Annotated in this window: 18 protein-coding genes; 3 read left to right on the top strand and 15 right to left on the bottom strand. The window is 67.7% G+C overall.

Annotation, left to right across the window (positions count from 1 at the left end; all coding sequences use genetic code 11):
• Nucleotides 1–403 precede the first annotated feature (403 nt).
• From AB0D27_RS16330 to AB0D27_RS16315, 4 genes are all read right to left on the bottom strand, one after another.
• Complete coding sequence (locus tag AB0D27_RS16330) at nt 404–2,779, bottom strand: UvrD-helicase domain-containing protein (protein ID WP_362508171.1); 2,376 nt, start codon at nt 2,777–2,779, stop codon at nt 404–406.
• A gap of 83 nt (nt 2,780–2,862) precedes the next feature.
• On the bottom strand, nt 2,863–3,645 hold the full coding sequence (locus AB0D27_RS16325; RefSeq protein ID WP_362508168.1) for a zf-HC2 domain-containing protein: 783 nt from the start codon (nt 3,643–3,645) through the stop codon (nt 2,863–2,865).
• 38 nt (nt 3,646–3,683) lie between these two features.
• Nucleotides 3,684–4,214, bottom strand: a complete 531-nt coding sequence (locus tag AB0D27_RS16320) for a sigma-70 family RNA polymerase sigma factor (protein WP_037619265.1) — start codon at nt 4,212–4,214, stop codon at nt 3,684–3,686.
• A 224-nt stretch (nt 4,215–4,438) separates the two neighbouring features.
• Nucleotides 4,439–5,026, bottom strand: coding sequence for a CGNR zinc finger domain-containing protein (locus tag AB0D27_RS16315; RefSeq protein ID WP_362508165.1), 588 nt, complete (start codon nt 5,024–5,026; stop codon nt 4,439–4,441).
• A 162-nt stretch (nt 5,027–5,188) separates the two neighbouring features.
• On the opposite strand from AB0D27_RS16315, the gene AB0D27_RS16310 reads away from it, so the two are divergent.
• Nucleotides 5,189–5,743: an anthrone oxygenase family protein gene (locus AB0D27_RS16310; RefSeq protein WP_362508163.1), complete on the top strand. Its 555-nt coding sequence runs from the start codon at nt 5,189–5,191 to the stop codon at nt 5,741–5,743.
• On the opposite strand, the gene AB0D27_RS16305 is transcribed toward AB0D27_RS16310, so the two are convergent.
• The 7 genes from AB0D27_RS16305 to AB0D27_RS16275 all read right to left on the bottom strand — a co-directional run bounded on the left by AB0D27_RS16305 (nt 5,692) and on the right by AB0D27_RS16275 (nt 16,237).
• Complete coding sequence (locus tag AB0D27_RS16305; RefSeq protein WP_362508160.1) at nt 5,692–6,852, bottom strand: uroporphyrinogen-III synthase; 1,161 nt, start codon at nt 6,850–6,852, stop codon at nt 5,692–5,694. The genes AB0D27_RS16310 and AB0D27_RS16305 overlap by 52 nt on opposite strands.
• Nucleotides 6,853–6,982: 130 nt before the next feature.
• Nucleotides 6,983–8,365 carry a nitrate/nitrite transporter gene (locus AB0D27_RS16300; protein ID WP_362508158.1) on the bottom strand — a complete coding sequence of 461 codons (1,383 nt, stop codon included), beginning with the start codon at nt 8,363–8,365 and terminating at the stop codon, nt 6,983–6,985.
• 182 nt (nt 8,366–8,547) lie between these two features.
• A complete protein-coding gene (locus tag AB0D27_RS16295; protein ID WP_362508155.1) occupies nt 8,548–9,441 on the bottom strand; it encodes a hypothetical protein in 894 nt (297 codons plus the stop codon).
• Nucleotides 9,442–9,753: 312 nt separating this feature from the next.
• Entirely contained in the window at nt 9,754–10,170 is a 417-nt protein-coding gene (locus AB0D27_RS16290; RefSeq protein WP_362508152.1) for a hypothetical protein, read from the bottom strand.
• A gap of 630 nt (nt 10,171–10,800) precedes the next feature.
• On the bottom strand, nt 10,801–15,330 hold the full coding sequence (locus AB0D27_RS16285; protein WP_362508149.1) for a DUF6531 domain-containing protein: 4,530 nt from the start codon (nt 15,328–15,330) through the stop codon (nt 10,801–10,803).
• A 7-nt stretch (nt 15,331–15,337) separates the two neighbouring features.
• A complete protein-coding gene (locus AB0D27_RS16280) occupies nt 15,338–15,649 on the bottom strand; it encodes a hypothetical protein (protein WP_362508146.1) in 312 nt (103 codons plus the stop codon).
• A 135-nt stretch (nt 15,650–15,784) separates the two neighbouring features.
• On the bottom strand, nt 15,785–16,237 hold the full coding sequence (locus AB0D27_RS16275) for an ATP-binding protein (RefSeq protein WP_362508144.1): 453 nt from the start codon (nt 16,235–16,237) through the stop codon (nt 15,785–15,787).
• 226 nt (nt 16,238–16,463) lie between these two features.
• Here AB0D27_RS16275 and AB0D27_RS16270 point away from each other — a divergent pair, with 226 nt between their 5' ends.
• Complete coding sequence (locus AB0D27_RS16270) at nt 16,464–17,318, top strand: helix-turn-helix transcriptional regulator (RefSeq protein ID WP_362508141.1); 855 nt, start codon at nt 16,464–16,466, stop codon at nt 17,316–17,318.
• Between the two features lie 12 nt (nt 17,319–17,330).
• On the top strand, nt 17,331–17,525 hold the full coding sequence (locus AB0D27_RS16265; protein ID WP_362508138.1) for a DUF397 domain-containing protein: 195 nt from the start codon (nt 17,331–17,333) through the stop codon (nt 17,523–17,525).
• A 77-nt stretch (nt 17,526–17,602) separates the two neighbouring features.
• On the opposite strand, the gene AB0D27_RS16260 is transcribed toward AB0D27_RS16265, so the two are convergent.
• From AB0D27_RS16260 to AB0D27_RS16245, 4 genes are all read right to left on the bottom strand, one after another.
• Nucleotides 17,603–18,292 (bottom strand): hypothetical protein, encoded by a 690-nt coding sequence (locus AB0D27_RS16260; protein ID WP_362508135.1) that lies wholly within the window; start codon nt 18,290–18,292, stop codon nt 17,603–17,605.
• A gap of 20 nt (nt 18,293–18,312) precedes the next feature.
• Complete coding sequence (locus tag AB0D27_RS16255; protein WP_362508132.1) at nt 18,313–18,936, bottom strand: hypothetical protein; 624 nt, start codon at nt 18,934–18,936, stop codon at nt 18,313–18,315.
• 91 nt (nt 18,937–19,027) lie between these two features.
• Nucleotides 19,028–20,368 carry a putative T7SS-secreted protein gene (locus AB0D27_RS16250; RefSeq protein ID WP_362508129.1) on the bottom strand — a complete coding sequence of 447 codons (1,341 nt, stop codon included), beginning with the start codon at nt 20,366–20,368 and terminating at the stop codon, nt 19,028–19,030.
• Nucleotides 20,365–20,688: a hypothetical protein gene (locus tag AB0D27_RS16245; protein WP_362508126.1), complete on the bottom strand. Its 324-nt coding sequence runs from the start codon at nt 20,686–20,688 to the stop codon at nt 20,365–20,367. Before AB0D27_RS16245 ends, AB0D27_RS16250 begins: the two co-directional genes overlap by 4 nt.
• Between the last annotated feature and the right edge of the window lie 12 nt (nt 20,689–20,700).

Here is a 20,700-nt window from a genome sequence, read left to right as displayed (position 1 = left end):
GGCCGACTTCCTCTGCTTTCACCGTGTCGCTGGTATGCCGTCCGATCGTCGCACCTACCGTCGAGTACGCGGTAGCCGCCCCGGATTGCGAACGTTTTGTTCGCAGCTAAGGAGGCGATTTTCGGAAACGGACTTCCACCATACGAGAAACACTCAGGCAACGAAAGAGGCCCATGTCACCGGGGTGACATGGGCCTCTTCTCCGTTCAGTGACACCGACCCGCCATGCTCGCCTCGCGGCAAGTGGTCGCTCGTAGCGACGAAGGTTGGGCCCGGGGGCTTGGATCGGGCCGGTGTCACACCCAGGCTAACAAACAGATCCCGTAAGGCCATTCCCGCACCGGAAGTTCATTTCAGGGCCACCCTCTCGGCCACCCCCTCGGCCACACGGTCGGCCACACGGTCAGTCGCGCAGCAGATCCGGCACCCCGTTCCCATCCGGCTCGTCGCGGTCGCTCGAGACGATGGTCAGCTGCTGGGTCGCGCGGGTCAGGGCGACGTACAGGACGCGCAGCCCGGCCGGGGACTCATCAGCGATCTCCGCGGGCGAGACGACGACCGTCGCGTCGTACTCCAGACCCTTCGCCTCCAGGCTGCCCAGCGCCACCACACGGTCGCCGAGCCCGGCGAGCCAGCGGGCCGCCTCCTCGCGCCGGTTCATGGCGACGACGACGCCCACCGTGCCGTCGACATGGTCGAGGAGGCGGGCGGCCTCGGCACGCACGGTCTGCGCGAGGGAGCCCCGTACGGCGGCGAAGCGGGGCTCGACACCCGTGGACCGTACGGCGGACGGTGACTCGGAGCCGGGCATGGCCAGGGCGAGGACCTTGGCGGCCAGCTCGGCGATCTCGGCCGGGTTGCGGTAGTTGACGGTGAGGGTGAAGCGGCGCCGGGGGCGGGTCCCGAGGGCCTCGTCGCGGGCCTCGGCGGCCTCGTCCGGGTCCGACCAGGAGGACTGCGCCGGGTCGCCGACGACGGTCCAGGTGGCGTGCCGGCCCCGTCTGCCCACCATCCGCCACTGCATGGGCGTGACGTCCTGCGCCTCGTCGACGATGACGTGCGCGTACTCGGTCCGCTCCTGCGCCAGCCGCTCGGCGCGCTCGCGCTGCGACTCCTCGCGTACGGGCATCAGCTCCTCGAGGCCGGTGAGCTGGTCCAGCGGGTCGAGATCGCGGCGCTTCCTGGGCCGGGCGGGCGTCCCGAGGATCGCCTGAAGCTCGTCCAGCATCGCCACGTCGTGCACGGAGAGCCCGTCCCGCTTGAGTGAGCGCGCCACCCGCCGCACCTCGCTCGGGTTGAGGATCCGCCGCGCCCAACGCCCGAGCCGCCGCTCGTCGGCCATCGCGGCCAGCACGCCGCGCGGGGTCAGCTCCGGCCACCACGCGTCCAGGAACGTGATGAAGCTGTCCTCCGAGGTGATGTCCTCGTCGAACGACGACCGCAGCTCGGCGGCCAGCTCCGGGTCCGTGTGCCGCGTCCCGGCACCCGACCGCGCCCACAGCGCGTCGAGCAGCAGCTTGCGGGCACGCGGCCGCAGCAGGTTGACGGGTGCGGTCCCGCTCAGCGCGTTGTGTTTGACGCGGTCCAGCTCGGCGGCCTCCAGCTCCAGCCGCCGCCCGAAGGCGACGACTCGCAGACGGGTGGGGGTCTCGTCCGTTTCTCCGAAGGCGAGCTGCCCGGACGCCGGTTTGGCGCCGCCCGGCGTCTCCAGCGCCCCCCGCGCCGCCTTCCGCAGCACCTTGAGCATCCGGTAGGAACCCTTGGCGCGGGCCACCGCCGGGGAGTCGTAGAGCGTGGCCTCCGCGCCGTCGACGAGGGAGCCGATGGCGCGGATGGCGACCTGGCCCTCCTCACCGAGGGAGGGCAGGACGCCCTCCGTGTAGGCGACCAGGAGTGGGGTCGGGGAGACGATCAGGATGCCGCCCGCGTAGCGACGGCGGTCCTGGTAGAGGAGGTACGCGGCCCGGTGCAGGGCCACCGCCGTCTTGCCGGTGCCGGGGCCGCCCTCGACGTAGGTCACCGACGCGGCGGGCGCCCGGATCACCAGGTCCTGCTCGGCCTGGATCGACGCCACGATGTCCCGCATGGTGTGGCCCCGGGCCTGGCCGAGCGCGGCCATGAGGGCGCCGTCACCGATGACGGAGAGCTCGCGGCCGTCGAGGGAGGCCGTCAGCTCCGGGCGCATCAGGTCGTCCTCGACACCGAGGACCTTGCGGCCCTTGGAGCGGATGACCCGACGTCGTACGACACGCCCCGGGTCCACCGGCGTCGACCGGTAGAAGGGAGCCGCGGCGGGCGCCCGCCAGTCGATGACCAGCGGCGCGTAGTCCGCGTCGAGGACGCCGATGCGGCCGATGTGGAGGGTCTCCGCGATCTCCGCGGTGTTGTCCTCGCGCACCGAGCCCTCGGCCGGTTCCACCGCCGTGTACGCGCCGTCCGGACCCTTCTTGCCGTCCTTCCCGAGAAGTAGGTCGATACGGCCGAAGAGGAAGTCCTCGAACTCGTTGTTGAGGCGGTTGAGGTGGATTCCCGCCCGGAACACCTGGGCGTCGCGCTCCGCGAGCGCCCCCGGTGTACCGACCTGACCGCGCTGGGCGGCGTCGTTCATCAGGAATTCCGCCTCGTGGATCTTCTCCTCGAGGCGCCGGTACACCCGGTCCAGATGTTCCTGTTCGACGCTGATCTCCCGGTCCCGTACGGAGTCGTCCCTGACGGACTTTCCCCGTACGGATTCATGGACCGAGCCGAGCGCGGCTTCCTGCTGAGCCTGAGCGGCCACCGGGCCCCCTTCTGACGTGCTGGGCAGCCGTCAACCGTACGCGAAGGGGGCCCCGGCAGGCTACGTGCGCGCTCGGGGTTCGCTCACGCGTCCACCTCCACGAGGCGTTTCCCGTCGAAGGTCATGACCTCGAAGTGGTCGATCTGGTTGGGCGAGAAGGCCGCGCCGCCGTGCACGTAGAGCGGGTTCTTCGCCTCTTGCATCTTGGCGTTCGGGATGCCGTAACCCCACTTCGGGACCGCCCACGACGTCACCGTCTCGCGCTCGCCGTTCTTGCCGACGGCGATCAGGGAGCACTTGAGCGGGCCCTTGACGTTCTTGAGCTGGAGGACGGCGTGCGTGCCCCAGTCCTTCTTCTCGACGGCGACCACGGCGTTGACCTTGGTGCTCGGATCCGTGGCGGAGACCTTGTCGGTCATGACCTGGAAGGCCGCCTTGGCGGGGCTGGTGGGCATCGCCTGCGGCGGATTCGTGGAGCCGTCGCTGCCGCCGTTGACCGCCATCACCGTCAGCGGACCGCCGATGATCAGCGCGGCAGCGGCCGCCACCAGGTACATTCCGCGCCGGCGCTTCTTCGCGCGCCGCTCGGACACCTCGTCGACCAGCCGTTCCGCGAGCCGTGGGCTCGGGCGGACGGCCAGCGACTCGCCGATGGCGGGGGTGCCCTGCGAGGCGGGCAGATCCGCGAGCGCGGCGAGCATCGGCTCCATCCCGGCCAGCTCGTCGAGCTGCTGGCCGCACCACTCGCAGGTGGCGAGATGCGCCTCGAAGGCGGTCGCCTCGGCGTCGTCGAGGATGCCGAGGGCGTAGGCGCCTACGGTTTCATGAATGTCTCCGGGGCCTTGCTGTCCCCGTGGACCCTGCATGGCTCCTGGACCACCCGTTCCGTATCCCCCGTATGTGTTCATGCCGTCACCCCCCGCTCCTCCAGCGCCAGCTTCATCGACCGAAGGGCGTAGAACACCCGCGAGCGCACGGTGCCGCTGGGGATGCCGAGCGTCTCGGCCGCCTCATTGACCGTACGCCCTTTGAAGTACGTTTCGACCAGAACTTCCCTGTGAGCAGGGGTCAGGTCGTCCAGCGCGTCCGACAGTGTCATCAGCCACAACGCCTTGTCGATCTCGTCCTCCGCGGGGATGACCTCCAGCGGCGACGGGTCGACCTCCTGCGGCCGGGCCTGCCGACTGCGGTGGCCGTCGATGACGATGCGCCGGGCGACCGTCACCAGCCAGGGGCGTACCGAACCGGTCGCCCGATTGAGCTGACCGGCGTTCTTCCAGGCACGGATGAGTGTTTCCTGCACGACGTCCTCGGCGCGCTGCCGGTCTCCGGCGACCAGCCGCAGCACGTACGCGAGCAAGGGACCGGCGTGTTCCCGGTACAGGGCACGCATCAGCTCCTCGTCGGGTTCGGTCGACGAGGACTGCTGAGACATGCGATGTCGGGCCCTGGGCCTTCGTTCATCAGCCACGGCGGAATCCTTGCGCACGCCTACCTCCGGTGTCCGGGGGTTCCCCCAGTCGGTCGCTCATCACCGGGTACGTGTGCGGGTGGACGTGCGTTCAAAGAGGTCGCACATATTTCTTGGGCAGGGCGTGAAGGTTGTTTTCCGATCACCGCAGGTGACGGGAAGATCACGTAGGGGCGGGAGTGGGAGGCTCACGCACGGGCGAGGGCCGCCCGGCGCCGGTGCCGGGCCACGCGCTCCCGGTTGCCGCAGACTTCGCTGGAACACCATCGTCGCCGCCGGCCCCGCGAGGTGTCGAGATAGACGATCGGACAGTTGTCCCCCTCGCACTGCCGCAGGCTCGCCCGCGCCACCGGATCGGTGAGCAGGTCGAGGGCGTCCCGGGCGACGACGGAGAGCAGTTCGGCGCAGCCGGGCGGGGTGCGCAGCCGGCGGTGCAGCGAACCGTCGTCCGCGCGTACGGCCCAGGGGGCGGGCACAGCGGCGAGGGCGATCGCGTTGACGCGGGCGAGCGCGGCGTCGGCGGGGTGCGCGTCCAGCTCGCCACGCACCAACTGGGCGATGTGTCCGCGCAGTTCCTGGAAGGCGAGGAGCCAGGTCGCGTCGGCCGCCGCCAGCGGCGTGTTCGCCGGCACCAGTCCGCACGCGGCGATCCACGCGCGCAGCCGGGGTGCCGAGTCGAGCCGTTCCTCGGGGTGGGTGGTCGCCGTCAGGTCCAGGCAGATTCGCCCGGAGTCGAACCGCAGCTCGTACGAGGCCGTGGCCATGCCCGATGCCATGTGCCTGTCACCGCCTTGGGGTTACCGCCGTGGTACCCCCTACAGTGCATGCCCGCGCGCCCTGCCGGAAGAGTCAGTACCGCTCATCTGCTGGACGCGCGCTTATGAGGCCGCGCGTCTGAGCCATGTCACCCGTGCCGCCGCGTCGGTTGACTGGTGGACATGACAGACAACAGCACGGGGCGGCGTACGACCGCCGGAGGTGTACTGGGCGCGGCCACCGTCGCGATGGGCCTGATCGCCGGGGTCTTCTACATTTTCGCCTGCGATGTCATGCCGTCACTGGCCCGCAGCGACGACCGCGTCTTCATCGAGGTGATGCGGAACATCAACGACGTGATCCAGAACCCGGTGTTCTTCCTGAGCTTCATGGGCGCGCTGGTCCTGACGGCGGTGTCGGCCTGGCAGTTGCGCGGATCTACGTGCAGGTGGTGGGTGTTCGCGGCCCTCGCGGCGTACGCCCTCACCTTCCTGTTCACCGTCGCGGTGAACATCCCCCTCAACAACGGCCTCGCGAACGCGGGCGACCCGGCGAAGATCGCCGACCCGGCCGCCGTACGCGAGAAGTTCGAGGACACATGGGTGGCGTGGAACGTCGTACGGGCCCTGCTGTCGACGCTCGCGCTGGCGTGCCTGGCGCGTGCGCTGCTGCTGTACCGAAGGCCTTACACGTCCGCGTACTTGGAGTCGGCGGCCGGGTCGAGCGCCAGCCGGTAGCCCCGCTTGACCACCGTCTGGATCAGCTTGGGCGCGCCAAGTGCCGTACGCAGCCGGGCCATCGCCGTCTCGACGGCGTGCTCGTCCCGCCCGGCGCCCGGCAGCGCGCGCAGCAGCTCGGCCCGCGCCACCACCCAGCCCGGCCGCCGCGACAGGGCCCGCAGCAGCGACATCCCGGCGGGCGGCACGGGCCGCAGCGCCCCGTCCACCATCACCGCGTGCCCCCGGATCTCCACCCGGTGCCCGGCGATGGGCAACGTCCGCGCCCGCCCGGGCAGTTCCTGACAGAGCAGCTGTACGAGGGGGCCGAGCCGGAAGCGTTCGGGCTGGACGGTGTCGATGCCGCGAGCCTGCAAGGGCAGCGCGGTGACCGGGCCGACGCAGGCGGGCAGCACATCGTGGTGGAGGGCGGCGAGGAGCTCCGGGAGCACGCCCCGGTCCTCCGCCCTGGACAGCAGGGAGGCGGCGGCGGGCGCGCTGGTGAAGGTGAGCGCGTCCAGGCCGCGGGTGACGGCCGCGTCCAGCAGCCGGTCGACGGGACCGAGGTCCTCGGGCGGCATCCACCGGTAGACGGGGACGCCGACGACCTCGGCTCCCGCGGCCCGCAGCGACTCCACGAATCCCGGTACCGGCTCGCCGTGCAGCTGGATGGCGACCCGGCGGCCCTCGACACCCTCCTCCAGGAGCCGGTCGAGCACCTCGGCCATGGACTCGGAGCACGGGGACCATTCCTCGGTCAGCCCCTGGGCCCGGATCGCGCCCTTGACCTTGGGACCGCGCGCGAGCAGTTCGACGCCGCGCAGCCGCGCCAGCAGCTCCTCGCCGAGCCCCCATCCGTCGGCGGCCTCGACCCACCCCCGGAACCCGATCGCCGTGGTCGCCACCACGACGTCCGGCGCCTGGTCGAGCAGCTCCTTGGTGGCGGCGAGCAGTTCGCTGTCGTCGGCGAGCGGCACGATCCGCAGAGCCGGCGCGTGCACCACGGCGGCGCCGCGGCGCTGGAGCAGCGCCCCCAGTTCGTCGGCCCGGCGCGCGGCCGTCACGCCCACGGTGAACCCCTCGAGGGGGCCGTGGCCTGCTCGGACCAATCGCTGCTGTTCGTCGTACATGGGCTCGGCTCTCGTCTCGCACTCGTCGAGTCGTCGTACTCGGGGTGGCGCGTTCGCGCACGCGTGACCGAGCCGAGCCTGTCAACGCCCCGTGACAGGCTCGGATCGGCTGGATGTCGCCGGTGTTACGTCACACCTCGGCGTAGCTGAGCTGCGCCTTCGCCTCAGAAGCCGTCGCGGCCGGGGCCTTCGCGGCCGCCGGGCGGCGAAGGTATACGGCCCAGGTGACCGCGAAGCAGGCCGCGTAGAAGGCGAGGAAGGTGACGAAGGCGCCGGTGCCGGAGCCGTAGGAGAGGAAGGACTGCCGGAAGGCGAGGTTGATGCCGACGCCGCCGAGAGCGCCCACCGCGCCGATGAGCCCCATCGAGGCCCCCGACAGCCGCCGCCCGTAGGACGCGGCCTCCTCACCGGTCAGTCCCTTGGCGACGGCCTTGGCCTGGAAGATGCCGGGGATCATCTTGTACGTCGACCCGTTGCCGAGCCCGCTCAGCACGAACAGCACGACGAACGCGGTGACGAACAGCGGCAGCGACGTCTGCATGCTGGCGCCGACGAGTACGGCCGTCGCCGCGCCCATGCCGACGAAGTTCCACAGGGTGATCCGCGCGCCGCCGTACCGGTCGGCGAGCCAGCCGCCGACGGGCCGGATCAACGAGCCGAGCAGCGGACCGATGAAGGTGAGGTACGCGGCCTGGAGCGGCGTACGCCCGAACTGGTTCGTCAGCACCTGCCCGAACGCGAAGCTGTAGCCGATGAACGACCCGAACGTCCCGACATAGAGGAAGGACATGATCCAGGTGTGCGCGTCCTTCGCGGCGTCCTTGGCGGCACCGGTGTCGTTCCTCACGGAGGAGATGTTGTCCATGAAGATCGCGGCGAGCACGGCGGCCACGACGATCAGCGGGATGTAGATCCCGAGGAGCACCCGCGGCCCGCCGCTCGCCCCGATGATCGCGAGCGCCACGAGCTGGATGACGGGCACACCGATGTTGCCGCCGCCCGCGTTGAGCCCGAGGGCCCACCCCTTCTTCCTCAGCGGGAAGAAGGCGTTGATGTTGGTCATGCTGGAGGCGAAGTTGCCGCCGCCGATACCGGCGAGCAGACCGATCAACAGGAAGGTGTTGAACGACGTCCCCGGCTTCATCACGGTGAACGCGGCGATGGTGGGGATGAGCAGCAGACCGGCCGAGATGATCGTCCAGTTCCGCCCGCCGAAGATCGCGACCGCGAAGGTGTACGGGACGCGCACGACCGCGCCGACCAGCGTCACCATCGACGTCAGCAGGAACTTGTCGGCCGGGGTGAGCCCGTACTCGGGCCCCATGAAGAGCACCAGCACCGACCACAGGGTCCAGACCGAGAACCCGATGTGCTCGGACAGCACGGAGAAGAGCAGATTCCGCCGGGCGACCTTCTCACCCGTCCGCTGCCAGAAGGCCTCGTCCTCCGGATCCCACTCCTCGATCCAACGGCCTCCCCTGCTGCGTGCGGGGGCTGTACTAGGGGCTGTCATGACGCCTCCACGGTTCTCCGGTACTCAGGTGTCGTACAACGAGCGGCTGAGTCCCGAAGGTAGGGAGGACGCGTTTCCGGCCTGTGCCTGTGGGTGACTGGAAGGGAACGTTGCTCTCACTCGGGGGCGGGGGCGGCGGTGAGGGCGGACGTGGACGAGGGAGGGGACGGGGGGGAACGGGGTCAGTGCTGTGGGGGTTGCCAGGTTGGGGCCGGGGGTTGGCTGTATGGGCCTGGGGCCTGCGGTTGGTCGTACGGGTTCGGGGCCTGCGGCTGCCCGTACGGGCCCGGAGCCTGCGGCTGACCATAGGGACCTGGCGCTGGGGCTTGTCCGTACGGGGCGGGGGCCTGCTGACCGTACGGGGCGGGGGCCTGCTGACCGTACTGATGCCCTGCGGCCTGCTGACCGTACTGGTGGCCCGCCACCTGCTGGCCGTACTGGTGGCCCGGCACCTGCTGGCCGTGCTGGTGGCCCGCGACCTGCTGGGCGTACGGGGTAGGCGGCAGATACCGTACCCGGCCGCCCTCCTCCGTCACCGGCGTGAACCCGGCGGCCTGCAGCCGCGCCGCGAACTTGGCGTTGCGCTTGCGCGTGACGACGAAGCCGATGCCCAGGATGGCGATGAGGCACAGCCACCCGATGAGGATGGGCACGACGCCGCTGCCACCGGTGCGTACGAGGGCGAGGCCCACGCCGAGGGTGAGCCCGAGCGCCCCCAGCGCCATCCGCTTCTCGGCGTTCTTGCCGGTGAGGTCGAAGTTGATCCGGGCCTTGAGCAGCTCGAGCGCGTCAGGGACGACGGGCGGGAGGGACTCCCCGTCCGCGGCCCGCGGGAACTGCGCCCAGTTCTGCGCGGCCCGTGCCTGAGCCTGCGGACTGTGATCGGGCACGATGAGCATCCTGAGCGAGCTGTTGCGCCCACTCCCCTGCCGCACGTCGGCGTACTCGTACCCGAACTGCTGCGCGATGAAGGCGAGCCGGCCCAGCTTCTTCACGGAGGCCATGGCACTGGTGAGCTCGATCGGCTCCCCACTCGCCATCAACTGGAACATCTTCCGAACCTGCCGCTTACTCACCGCGCCAACTCCCCGCCCACCCAACAACCTTCACTTACGCAACCGCCCTACGGTGTCATGCCCACCCCCCACGGCAAAACCGCCAATGACCCGACTTGACGGTGCCTTGACGCCCCGTTGACACATCGAGGGCTCGCCCCTCCACACACAGCCGCTGCACAGCGCGGGGTGGGTGTCAGTACAGCGGCGCTTCCCGTGATCCGCCGGTGGACGTCGCCGAGAAGACCGTCATCGAGGCCGAACTCCGCGTCTTCTCCTCGGTTCCAGGATGCGCAGCGTCACTGCGGGCCCGCGCCGCAGGCGGCGCATTCTTTACTGAAGGCTGATCTTGTGCTCGTGTGCCGGATCTGCGGGGCAGACAAAGACGTTCAGAGATCCGCCCCTGCCTACGGTCACTTGCGTGGGGATATTCGCGTCGTAGGTTCCGATGAGTTCACGGTCCTCCAGCGGAACCCAACTATTTGTGCCACCCCACTCCGCGGAGTTGATGGCCAGCAGAAGATCCATCGGCGTCTCACATGAGCAGTCGATCGCATATGGACCGGTAACGCCCCATGTTGCATAGCCCCCTACTTTCCATCCAGGGGCGATCGAGTGGTCCCCGTCGTAAGAAAGAAAGTGGCCCCTGTTGGCAGACTCCTCATCGGTTTCCTCCTCGATTTGTTCCTCCCATTCTTCAATACGCAACTGCAGGCCCTCGCTCAGAAGCTCGCCGAATTCGTGCTCCATGACCCGCTCCGGGTCAAGTGTGCAAGGTTCGGGTACATATCCGTCATCGCCAACGACCTCAGGCAGCGGTGGACCTACGAAAGGCGTGCACTCGGAAGCCGTTCGCCACAGTAGGTGGACACCGGGAGCGGCCTGTGTCCCGTGTGCGCTGAACGGGCACCACAGGACCTGAAGCAGGTCGCGCCCCTCAGGGGCGACGAGGTCGGGAACGTCCTTGACGAAGAGCTGGGCCAGAGCCAGCAAGGGGATGGGGGCCGTCTCGGTGAGCCCCGGAACGTGGTGCTCTTGGCGCAGTCGTCCCAGGAGTTCACGCTCTTCGTCGGTCGGCCCCGATTCCGGACTACGGCGCCAAGCTTCGCTCAGTACCTGGCGTTCCCGGTGGATGTCCTTGATGCGCCTACCGGTATCGCGCGGGTGTACTGCTCGGCATGTCGGCCACGGTTCATCGGTAGGCCACAAGAACGGTCCACCAACGGAACTCTCAAACGGTTTCGGCGCCCCGGGCCGAGGGTGGAGTCGGGTACAGGTTTTCCGATAGGAGGACAGTTCCGGGAACACCGCCTCGATATCCATCGGTCGCGGTGGAGTGGTGCGAGTCATCGCCGTCCTTGCGTCGAAAGTGAATCACAGCTATGGAAGGGGAATTGTTCCGGTTCGCACACCCGCTGCCGGGTTTTCAAGAGGTTCGTGCAGTCTGAATCCACGATTTCCGAATGCCGATATTTCCAGCCTGAGAGGGACTGGATTTGTTCCTCCATATACCGGAGTCACCGAGTATTGGACAATCTCACCATCCTTGACGGCATTGTATACCTCCGCCTCAATTTTCTTCATAACAGGCGTGTTTACTGGATTCTGGGTCAGCGTGACGAGGTTCTGGCGAGCCAAGGATCCCTTTCCTGGTCCACCCAGAATGTTGGCCAGTAGATGGCCGCGCGCTTCGTTGAAGCTAGGCCCGTCACCTCGCCACCCGGGCGTCGTGGTCTTACCCGCTTCGCTGCCCGTTCTCAACATCTCCCTACGCAGCGACGCCCATATCCCGGTGGGACGGTTCAGGTCGTCCAGCTTGCCGAACCTGACGCTGCCGTCCCACAGGTATCTGTCCGTTTTGCAGGCTTTCGGAACCAGCCCGAGGGGGTCGCTCCAGGTATGGGGGTTGTTCGTGTAGGTGACGGGGTTCGGCGCCGGCGCCAGACCCAAGGGATCGGGGGTGGTGTATCGGGCGGTGTCGGGGTCGTAGTGGCGAAAGAAGTTGTAGTGGAGGCCCGTTTCAGGGTCCGCGTATTGGCCGGGGAAACGGAGCGGTGTGTAGGCGTCGGCGTCACGGTTCCAGCTGGTGATGCCCCACAGGGTGGCGCGGGTGTGCCAGGCGATACTGCCGTGTTCGTCTACGAGTTCAGTGGGAGTGCCGATCAGATCGGTGACGATGGCGAAGAACCGGGTGTCGATGTCTTCCTGGCCTTGCTGGGCAACCGCAGTAGCGGAGGTGGCCAGGACACCAGGTCTGCGTTCAAGCTGAGCGACGGGGTGATCGTCGTCGTACTCCCAGGTGGTGACGACGCCCGTGGTGGTGTCGATCTGCTCGGCCAGGTCGGTCCCGTCCCAGGTGAAGTGGACGGTTTCTTCGGGGGTCTCGCCGTCGGCGGCCATGCGGTGCTTGGCCGTACGGCGGCCCAGGGGGTCGTAGCTGTAGGTCCACACCGTGCCGTCGGGTGTGGTGCAGGAAATGACGCGGTCCTCAGCGTCATAGACGTAGTGCCAGGTCTCAGGTTTGCGGGAAAGGCGGGTCTTCTGGCGGAGAGTGGTACGCCCGGATGCGTCGTACTCGTAGCGGATGGCCCCGGCGGAGCGTATGCGCGTGCCGGTGTAGGTGCGCTTGCCACGGGCCTCGGCGCGCGGAGCGGCGTCGGGCCAGTGGGCGCTGGTCTGGTTGCCAGCCATGTCGTAGGCGTAGGACTCGGTCCAACCATCGGCCGTGACCGTCAGCGGACGCCCGACAGGGTCCAGCGAGATGCGTTGGTGCTCGCCAGTGAGCCGGTTGATGATGCCGCTGAGACTGCTGTCGGCCCGGTATTGATACTCGCGAGAGCGCAGGGAACGGGCGTTGGCGGTGACGCTCTGAGTGGTCTGTCGGCCGACTTCGTCCCACGTGCGACTAATGACTACTGGCTGTGACGGTTCACCCAAGGTCCGGGTCACCTCGCGGCCGAGAGCATCGCGGATGAAGGAGGAGCTACGGTCTGCCAGGGACAGAGCGGTGAGTGCACCGGCTGGGTTCCGGGAGAGCCGGGTGACGGCGCCGCTTGGCGTCGTACGCACGGTGCGACGGCCAAGGACGTCGTAGGTGTAACGGATTGTGCGGCCGTCGATGGACTCGGCCAGGATCCGGCCCAGGGCGTCGCGTTCCAGGAGAAGGGTCGACGATTCGGTGTGGGCAGTGGCGAGGTGGCCGGCGCTGTCGTATGTGTACGTCGTGCGGTAGCCGTCGGCGTCCTTGGTGAGGATGCGGCCCGCGGCGTCGAGGTCATGTGTGATCGACTGGCCGATCGGCGTCGTCCGTGAGACGAATCGGCCGGCCTCGTCATAGCTGTAGGTGAGAGTGCGACCGTCGAAGTCTGTTTCGGAGGTCAGACGTCCGGCCGCGTCGTACTTGTAAGTCCAGCTCAACCCCTGCGGGTTGGTGACTTGGGTGAGGCGCAGTTCCGTGTCGTGGGCAAAGGTGTAGCGGGCGCCGTCCGGTCCGGTGCGGGCGGTGAGCATGTCGAAATCGGCGTGCTCGAAGCGGGTGACGTTGCCCAGGACGTCCGTATGAGAGGCGCAGTTGCCCTCACCGTCGTAAGTCCATGATTCGCTGCTGCCGTCGGGCGCGGTGCGGCGCGCCAGCAGTCCGTCGGTCGTCCATTGCAGCCGGGCCGTGTTGCCGAGGGGATCCGTGATGGCGATCTGCCGCCCCAGCGAGTCGTACGCATACGAGGTCACGGCACCGAGCGGATCGGTCACCGCGACCGGCAGGCCGGCCCTGTTGTAGCGGATGTGCGTCGTGTGGCCGAGGGCGTCGGCGATGGAGCTGAGGAGACCGGCCGCGGTGTAAGCGTAGAAGGTGGTGGCACCGGACGGGTCGGTGACCGACGTACGATTGCCGATCTCGTCGTACTCCTGACGCCAGACGCCGCCGTCCGGTCCGGTGATCGCTACCGGTAGACCGCGGTCGTCGTACTCAGCGGCGGTTTCCCTGCCGTCAGGATGGACGACGGACGTCAAACGGCTCTTCTCGTCGTAGCGAGGGTGGGTGGTGTTGCCCAGCGCGTCGGTGACGGCTATCAGACGGCCGTCGGCGTCCCACTCCTGCTCGGTCGTGTTGCCGAGGGCGTCGATCTCGCGGATAAGCCGGAACGCCTCGTTGTGTTCGTAGCGAGTGCTGTGTCCCAGGCCGTTGATGACCGTAGTGGTGCGGGTGGCATCGTCGTAGCTGAGGGTCCCGGACAGGAATCCGCCACTGCCCTCGGTACGTATCACTCGGCCGTGGTCGTCGTACACGTACGAGTACGTGTTTGCATTCCGGTCGGCCCAGGAAGTTATTCGCCCCTCCGAGTCATAGGTGAACCGCAGAGGTTTCCCGTCGGAGTTGCGGACGTCGGTGAGATTGCCGTTCTCGTCGTACCCGTAGGAGATCAGCACCGTCCCTCGGCGCTGAGGGTCTTCAGGGTCGATCAGACGCAGGGCCGCGATGCGGGCAAGCTCGGGATGGCGGTCGATCGCGACGCGGTAACCACCGGAGTGAGCGACCTCGACAGGGGTACCGTCCTCGGCGTAGTGAATGGTGACCCGCTGACGGTGGCGGTTCTCTACGGCCTGGAGAGGCAGATCGACGGCCGCACCGTCATCGGTGGGCTGCGGAGTGTGGAAGATGTAGGCCAGTCCCGTTGCCGGGTTGGTAATCCGCAGCGCGCCGTCGACCTCGCTGTCCCAGGCCAGGGGTATTCGAGGGCCCGTTTCAGGGAAGACCCACTCTTCGGCGCCGGGAGCGAGGCGGGGATAGACCAGCCTCGCACCGTCGGGCGCGGCAAAGACGAAGCCGTCGTCGTCGGCCTGCAGACGCTGGTCGAGAGTGGAAGCCCAGGAGGGGCCGAACCAGCCACCCCACCGATACGACGAGATGTGAGTCCGCTCCAGGATCAGCGGCAAGGCGGCGGGCAGCTCGATGTCGATCTGCGGCAGCAGCATGTCGCCGGTAGCCACGTCGATCGGGTCGAGCTTGCACTCCTTCTCCGCTGCTTGGATTCCTGCCTCGAGCGCCTCGGCCTCACCGGGCCGCAGTTTGAGCTTCGAGAGGTCGGAGCCTTCGAACTTCAATGCCCTGCTGAGCTTGGCGAGTTCGCTGGGCTTGAGCGCCTTCAGTCCCTTGCCCAGCGCCTTCCCCAGCACGCCGAAGCCGACGCCCATGACCGCGCCTTCGGTGAGGATGCCGGCCAGCTTCTCCGGGTCCGTGAAGGCGCCCGGATCCTCCAGAGCGGTCGCGAACGCGGAGAACTTCATGCCCTCCCCGGCCATCTTGCCCACCGAGGCGATCGCCTTGATGTCCTTGAGCGCCTTCAGCGCGCGCTCCAGGCCGCGCAGGGCCTCCATCACGGTGCGCACCGCCGTCCCCAGCGCGGTGCCCTCCTCTTCGATCCGCCCCACCAGCGCGACGACCTTCAACGCCCGCTCGGTGGACATCAAAGTGGCCACCACCGAGGAAGCCCCTCCGGTGAGGACGTCCAGCGCCAGGCCCGCCAGCTCGAACTCCTCGATCTCCGCCAGCATCACGCCGATCTCGGAGATCAGCTCGTGCGCCTGATCGGCGAACTTGTCCAGCGCTTTGGCACCCTTGCGCAGCGCGTGCGCCATGTCGCCGGCGTTCTTACGGGTCTCCTTCGCCCGCTTCTGGAACGCCTTGGCGGTCTTGCCCTCCCACACCACGCCCGCCATCGCCCGCTCGGCATCGCCGGCCGCGTCGTCGAGCCCGGAGGCCAGATGTCGCCACTTCTTGGCGATCTCGCGCACCCCGTCCGGATCCACCGCCGGATCGGTGATCCCGAGGAACTCCAGCTGGCTGGCGAGGGTGTCGCCGAACATGTGGTTGTACTTGTTGACCCAGTGCAGCGGGTTGAGATCGACCACGGGGCTGTCAGCTATTCTTCCCGCGAGCCGCCGCGGCCAGCAGCACATCCAACAGGTCGAAAGCGTCGGACACTTCGCCCATCAGCTTCGCCTCGGCCTGCCACTCCTCGTCGAGCGCGTGGGTGAGCTTGGCGAGCTTGTGCATGCCGTCGCGTATGTCCTGCGTCGCGTTCAGCAGAGACCCCAACTTGCCGAGCGCCGACAGATCATCCGACTCCGCCTTGAACTCGTGCAACGGCTTAGCGGTGTGGTGCCCCACCTTGCCCAAGGCGGTGGCCGCCTTCTCCAGCGACTCCGCTTCCTTCTTCAGGTCAGACATGCAGCCCCGCCCCCGAACTTCACTCTGTGCACATGCCAACCCAACGACCGTAGTGAGGGCGGTTATTGGGTCGGTATGGCGGACACCAAGGGGGAGTAAAGATCGCTGCTGTATTACGCCTGAGCAGACCTGCGGTCACACCGCCCAAGCTTCTCGGGCGCGCCCCCCGACCTCGAACCAGAGCAGCTTCCCCGCGCCCCGCCCGAGCGCGTCCCCGCCCCACGCATCCGCCCACGCCTGCACAAGGAGCAGCCCACGCCCGTTGACGGCGTCGACCGGCGCGGGGCTCGGCCGGACGCCGGGCGCTGCATCGAAGGGCGCCGGGACGTAGGGATTCGCGTCCCAGACGCTCACCCGTAACCGCCCACCACCGAGCGCTGTCAGCCGCAGAGAGGCCGCACCGTTCGCGTACTGGTAGGCGTTAGTGACCAGCTCCGACGTCAACAGGACCGCGACGTCGAGAACTTCGGACATGCCATGCCCGTTCAGCGCAGCCCGCACGGTCGTACGTGCGACGCGTGCGGCGCGGGGGTCATGGGGCAGGCGAAGGGCGTACACCCAGGTGTCGGGCAGGGCTACGGTGACCACGAATACCTCCTGGAAAGAAGGGGACTGGGGGCTCGCTCAACGGCGGCGCCGTGCGGCGGCAATGCCTGGGGTGGTGCGCTTCCGGCTTAGCGGCGCGAGCAGTTGGGCGGTAGGTAGCTACCGTAGAGCCGCCGGTTAGATATCTCTAACCTTTTGCGCTGGAAGCATCCAAGCTTCACTCTTGTGAGGGAGAGGAACGCCGCGTCGCGGCCAGAAAGGAAACGTCTTGCCGCCCACCAGCAATCCGACGCTGCGGCAGCGGAGATTCGGCGCAGAGCTGCGCAAGCTCCGCGAACGGGCCGGGCTCACCGCCACCGGTGCCGCCGAGCTGCTCGGCGTCAACCAGGCACGCGTCAGCATGATTGAAACCGGCCGCACACCTATCAGCGCCGATCGAGTCCGTTCCATGGCCAATGTGTACGACTGCTCAGACGATCAGCTCGTCGACGCCTTGGTCGCGATGACGGGCCGCAGGACTCGGGGCTGGTGGGAGGAATACCGCGAGCACCTGCCCGCCGCGCTGATCGACCTCGCCGAACTCGAGCACCATGCCACCGGACTGCGCGCGGGACTCATCGTCCACATCCCGGCCCTGCTGCAGACCACGGACCATGCCCGGGCCCTCTTCCGGCAAGTGGCGCCACCCATGCGGCAGTACGAGATCGAATACCGCCTCACACACCGCATCAAGCGGCAGGGTGTCCTGCACCGGGAGAACCCGTCCCCGTACGCAACGATCATCCACGAGGCTGCACTCCGCATGGGCTTCGGCGGTCCCGTCGTCGCCCGCGCCCAGCTCAAGCACTTGCTCGACATGAGCGAACTACCCCATGTCGCCGTCAGAGTCGTCCCCTTCGGCACGGAGCACTTCCCAACCACGGGCCAATCGTTCGACTACGTCGAGGGCTCCGTGCCGCAACTCGACACCGTCCAGTTGGACTCGCACCACGGTGCCTGTGAATTCCTCGACGCGGAAACACAGTTGAGTAAGTACCGTTCCGTGCTGGACCGCATGGAGTCGTGTGCCCTCAGCCCCGCCGAGTCACGCGACTTCATCCACCGCCTCATCCGGGACACGTGAGAGAGACCAACTGTGCATACCATCCCCTGGCAGAAGGCCACATATAGCGGCGACGGCTCGAACTGCGTCTACGTAGCCGCCGCCCCCGACGGGACTATCCGTCTCCGTGAGAGCGACGAACCGGACGCCATCCTCGTGACCACCCGCGCCCGTCTCCACGAGCTGATACGCAGCCTGAAGACGGGCTCATCCATGCGCAGCGCTTGACCTCTTGGCAATTCTGGGCTCGGCCCAACGCCAGTCGCTTCGGGCTGTCCGCTCCGCCCGCTGAGCCCTTTCCGCGATCAACGCGCCACCCTCCTATCCAGGTCCAGCGGATTGTCGAAGCAGACCAGCTCCGCGATCTGGCGAAGGATCGCACGATAGTGCTCGCGACGGGCCCCAGCCGTTGTACTCAGTGTGAGAACGACCAGACGCTTGCAGTCCGGGTGCGGCAGGTGGGCGTGGATCTGGAGAAGCGGCGTCTGAGGGAGACCGCTGTCCACTGAGGGAGTGAGTTCCGTCTCGCTGAGGGTCGCTGGACCGCAGGGAAGCTCGAGGTACTCGATTCGAGTGTGACCTTGGGCTGAACTCACGGCGCGGGCTGCGGTGACTGCGCGCGGGGCGACTGCTGTGTCGCGCCAGGACAGCGTGAAGAAGGAGAGTAGGGGCTGGCCACTACTGTCGGCCGCCTCGTCGATGTCGTCGCGGTGTAGACCGATCGAGCAGTGGACGGTGCCGATTTCGCACAGGGCGCCCAGCAGTTCCTGCCCCTGTGCCAATTGGGCGATGAACTGCCGGCGCATCATCTTGTCGGGTGCCGCATCAAGGAACGGCGCGAGAGCGGCGCGCAGATGGTCGGCGGTCGGAGAGCCTGACGTGGGCAGCAGACCGTCGAGGGGGATGGCCCTGAAGCCTGCCGGTTCTGCGAACCAGAGCTCCGCGTCGGGGTCCTTGGCCGAGTCGGCGACGGTGAAGTGGGGGGCCGTGGTCATCGAGTCCTGTCCGGTACGAGTCAGTACGCGCGTGGGTGTGGGGGTACTGCGTCGGGAACATGAGCTCCGGCTCGGCGCGCGCGCTCGAGGGCTGCGGTACTGGCGTTCCAGTCGGTCGGATCAATACCTCGGCGGCCCGTGGCCGTGCGCTGGTACAGAAGGTGTAGCCGCTTGGGAGCCTTGTCGCCGCGGCCCGTGGCCGCGATCACCGCGATGAAGCGGGGGTCTCCGGCAAACCAGAGGGGTTCGATCTGGGCCTTCAGTTCCGGTTTAGTGCGGGCGGTGCCGAAGCGTCGCATCCACCAGAAGGTGCGCATGTTCGAGAGGAAGAGCAGGGGAATCTGCTCTGCGGGCTCCTCTGGATTGGCGAACTCGAACCACATCTCGTCCTCCTGGACCCGGGGGTGCTTGTTCCGGCCGCGGGGGACGCCGGTGACCAGCTGCCAGGGGTACTGCCGGAGAACACGCTGGATGTAGAGGGAGGGGCGGATGTAGGCGAGTTGGAGGACGGCGCGGAAGGTTGCGTACCCCAGCAAGGGGATGAAGAGCGGAGCGAACCCGGGGGACAGGAATGACACCAGTGCACCCAGCGAGCCGAGCCAGACAGCGATCCAGCCCACCAGCCGCACGACGATCATGATCATGTGCTGGATCCAGGCCCGCCTGGTCGGAGGATGATCCCAAGCAGTGGAGTAGTCGGTCGGATGCACGGGACGAGCTCTCTCTGTTCGTGGCTCAGAAGACGTGACGGGCGATATTGACAAGTCCCCCGACGTCGAGGCCCAGCCGTGCTCCATCGATACTCGCCACGGAGCCGTCCTTGATCCCGTCGTCGTCGGTGTCCACGGCTGTCATGACGAGGCCGAAGCCCGCGGTGGTCACACCGACCGAGGCTGAGGCGACCTCGACCGCTTTGGTGATTCGCGCCGCCCGGGCACCCCGGATCGTAAAGCCGAGCAGGGCGTTGTCGAGGTCTGAAATGGACTTCGCGTGCTCCATAGTGCTGCTTCCGAATCGGGCGACTCGCTGACCGGCCGAGAGGGCCTCCCCCGCTTCGCCCGTGGCCCGCAGGGCAGCTGCGGCACCTTTGCCCACCGCTGCAATACCGGGAACCATGCCGAGGGCGTCGCCGCCCACAGTGACGAGGTTGCTCCAGAAGTCCGTGTCGCACTCGCCCTTGGTGAAGCCGTCCTTCAGTGACTCCCATACTGTGGGATCGCGGGTCAGTCGCAAGGTCAACGCCGTCGCGCTCAAGGCTGCCGCAGCAAGCAGGAGTACGGCGGCCGCTGTCCCACCTGACACGACAAACAGCGCCACCAGCCCGATCACGGCCCCTACGGTGCTGAGAATGTCCGGAAGGTTCTCGTCCAGCCAGTCCAGCGCCGAGTCGAACCAGCCCGGCTCGTGCGGGGCCAGTTTCTTTGTTGCGTCGCGGATCTTGCCCGCTCGGTGTTGGGCCTGGTGTTCGTGTTCGTCCGCGAGTTTGCGGGCCTTGCCGCGGATCTTTTCCAGGGCGTCCTCGGCGTCGTCGACGGCTGTGTTCGCCTTGGTGAGGGCCTTCTGCGCGTCGTCGTGTTTGGCGCCCTTCCCGTGCAGGTCAGGGCTGTTGCGTGATGTGGTGGCGTGGCCCTTCGCGCGGTCCACGGCGGCCTGCGCTTCCTTGGCGTCTTCCTCCAGCCGCTTCGCTCGACGTCGGAAGTCGTCGAGCTCGCCTTCCCAGCGATCCAGTTGCTTGGCCGCTTTGCGGATTGAGTGCGCGGCGTTCTTCAGATTCAGGGGCAGCGGGCCGCCGTCGAGCTGTTCGCGGAAGGCGACGGCCGCGTCGCCCTTCCAGTAGCTGCCGTCCATCAGCTTGGTGACAAGGTCGTGCGTCTCTTCGAGGACCTTCGCGCAGCCCGTGAGCTTCTTGCGCAGGCCGCTTACGGTCTCGGGGCTGCCCGGTACCGGGTTGAAGCCGAGGTGTGGGTAGTCGGGGTGAGGGATGCGCGGGGCGGACTTGAGGCCTTGTGGTGTGTCACGGTCGGCGCGTGACCGGGGGTCGAGGGCCGCACCCGAATTCCCGGGCGCGTATGTCACTTCGAAGTCCCACCCTTGCTCCTGCCTTCCCTGGACTTTTTCAGGGCCTCCTCCAAGGCCTTGTCCACCTCGCGGTAGCTGTCCTTGCACTTTCCGATGATCTCGGCGAGATCCTCGGTCTGCTCACCGATCTGATCCGCTCCGTATTTCCAGTTGTCCTGGAAGTCCTCGCAGGCGCAGTCGAGGTCATCCGTGCCCAGTCCGGTGACGGTGGCGTCCTCCAGCGCCTTGCGCAGGCCCTTCAGCGAGTCGGTCGATTTCCTGAGCATTTTCATGAAGTGCGCCAGCTCGTCGCCGTCGACGGCTAACCGCTCTGCCACGCGTTCTTCCTC

The organism is Streptomyces sp. NPDC048415 (assembly GCF_040651675.1).
GTDB lineage: Bacteria > Actinomycetota > Actinomycetes > Streptomycetales > Streptomycetaceae > Streptomyces.
Note: the sequence above shows the minus strand (reverse complement) of the source record. Positions and strands in the feature narration are given on the sequence as shown.

Coding starts and splice junctions, on each gene's coding strand:
- AB0D27_RS16305 (WP_362508160.1), bottom strand. CDS start 6,852: ATGTACGACGAACAGCAGCGATTGGTCCGAGCAGGCCACGGCCCCCTC.
- AB0D27_RS16300 (WP_362508158.1), bottom strand. CDS start 8,365: ATGACAGCCCCTAGTACAGCCCCCGCACGCAGCAGGGGAGGCCGTTGG.
- AB0D27_RS16325 (WP_362508168.1), bottom strand. CDS start 3,645: ATGCAGGGTCCACGGGGACAGCAAGGCCCCGGAGACATTCATGAAACC.
- AB0D27_RS16280 (WP_362508146.1), bottom strand. CDS start 15,649: ATGTCTGACCTGAAGAAGGAAGCGGAGTCGCTGGAGAAGGCGGCCACC.
- AB0D27_RS16290 (WP_362508152.1), bottom strand. CDS start 10,170: ATGGAGCACGAATTCGGCGAGCTTCTGAGCGAGGGCCTGCAGTTGCGT.
- AB0D27_RS16260 (WP_362508135.1), bottom strand. CDS start 18,292: ATGACCACGGCCCCCCACTTCACCGTCGCCGACTCGGCCAAGGACCCC.
- AB0D27_RS16255 (WP_362508132.1), bottom strand. CDS start 18,936: ATGATCATGATCGTCGTGCGGCTGGTGGGCTGGATCGCTGTCTGGCTC.
- AB0D27_RS16310 (WP_362508163.1), top strand. CDS start 5,189: ATGACAGACAACAGCACGGGGCGGCGTACGACCGCCGGAGGTGTACTG.
- AB0D27_RS16320 (WP_037619265.1), bottom strand. CDS start 4,214: ATGTCTCAGCAGTCCTCGTCGACCGAACCCGACGAGGAGCTGATGCGT.
- AB0D27_RS16315 (WP_362508165.1), bottom strand. CDS start 5,026: ATGGCATCGGGCATGGCCACGGCCTCGTACGAGCTGCGGTTCGACTCC.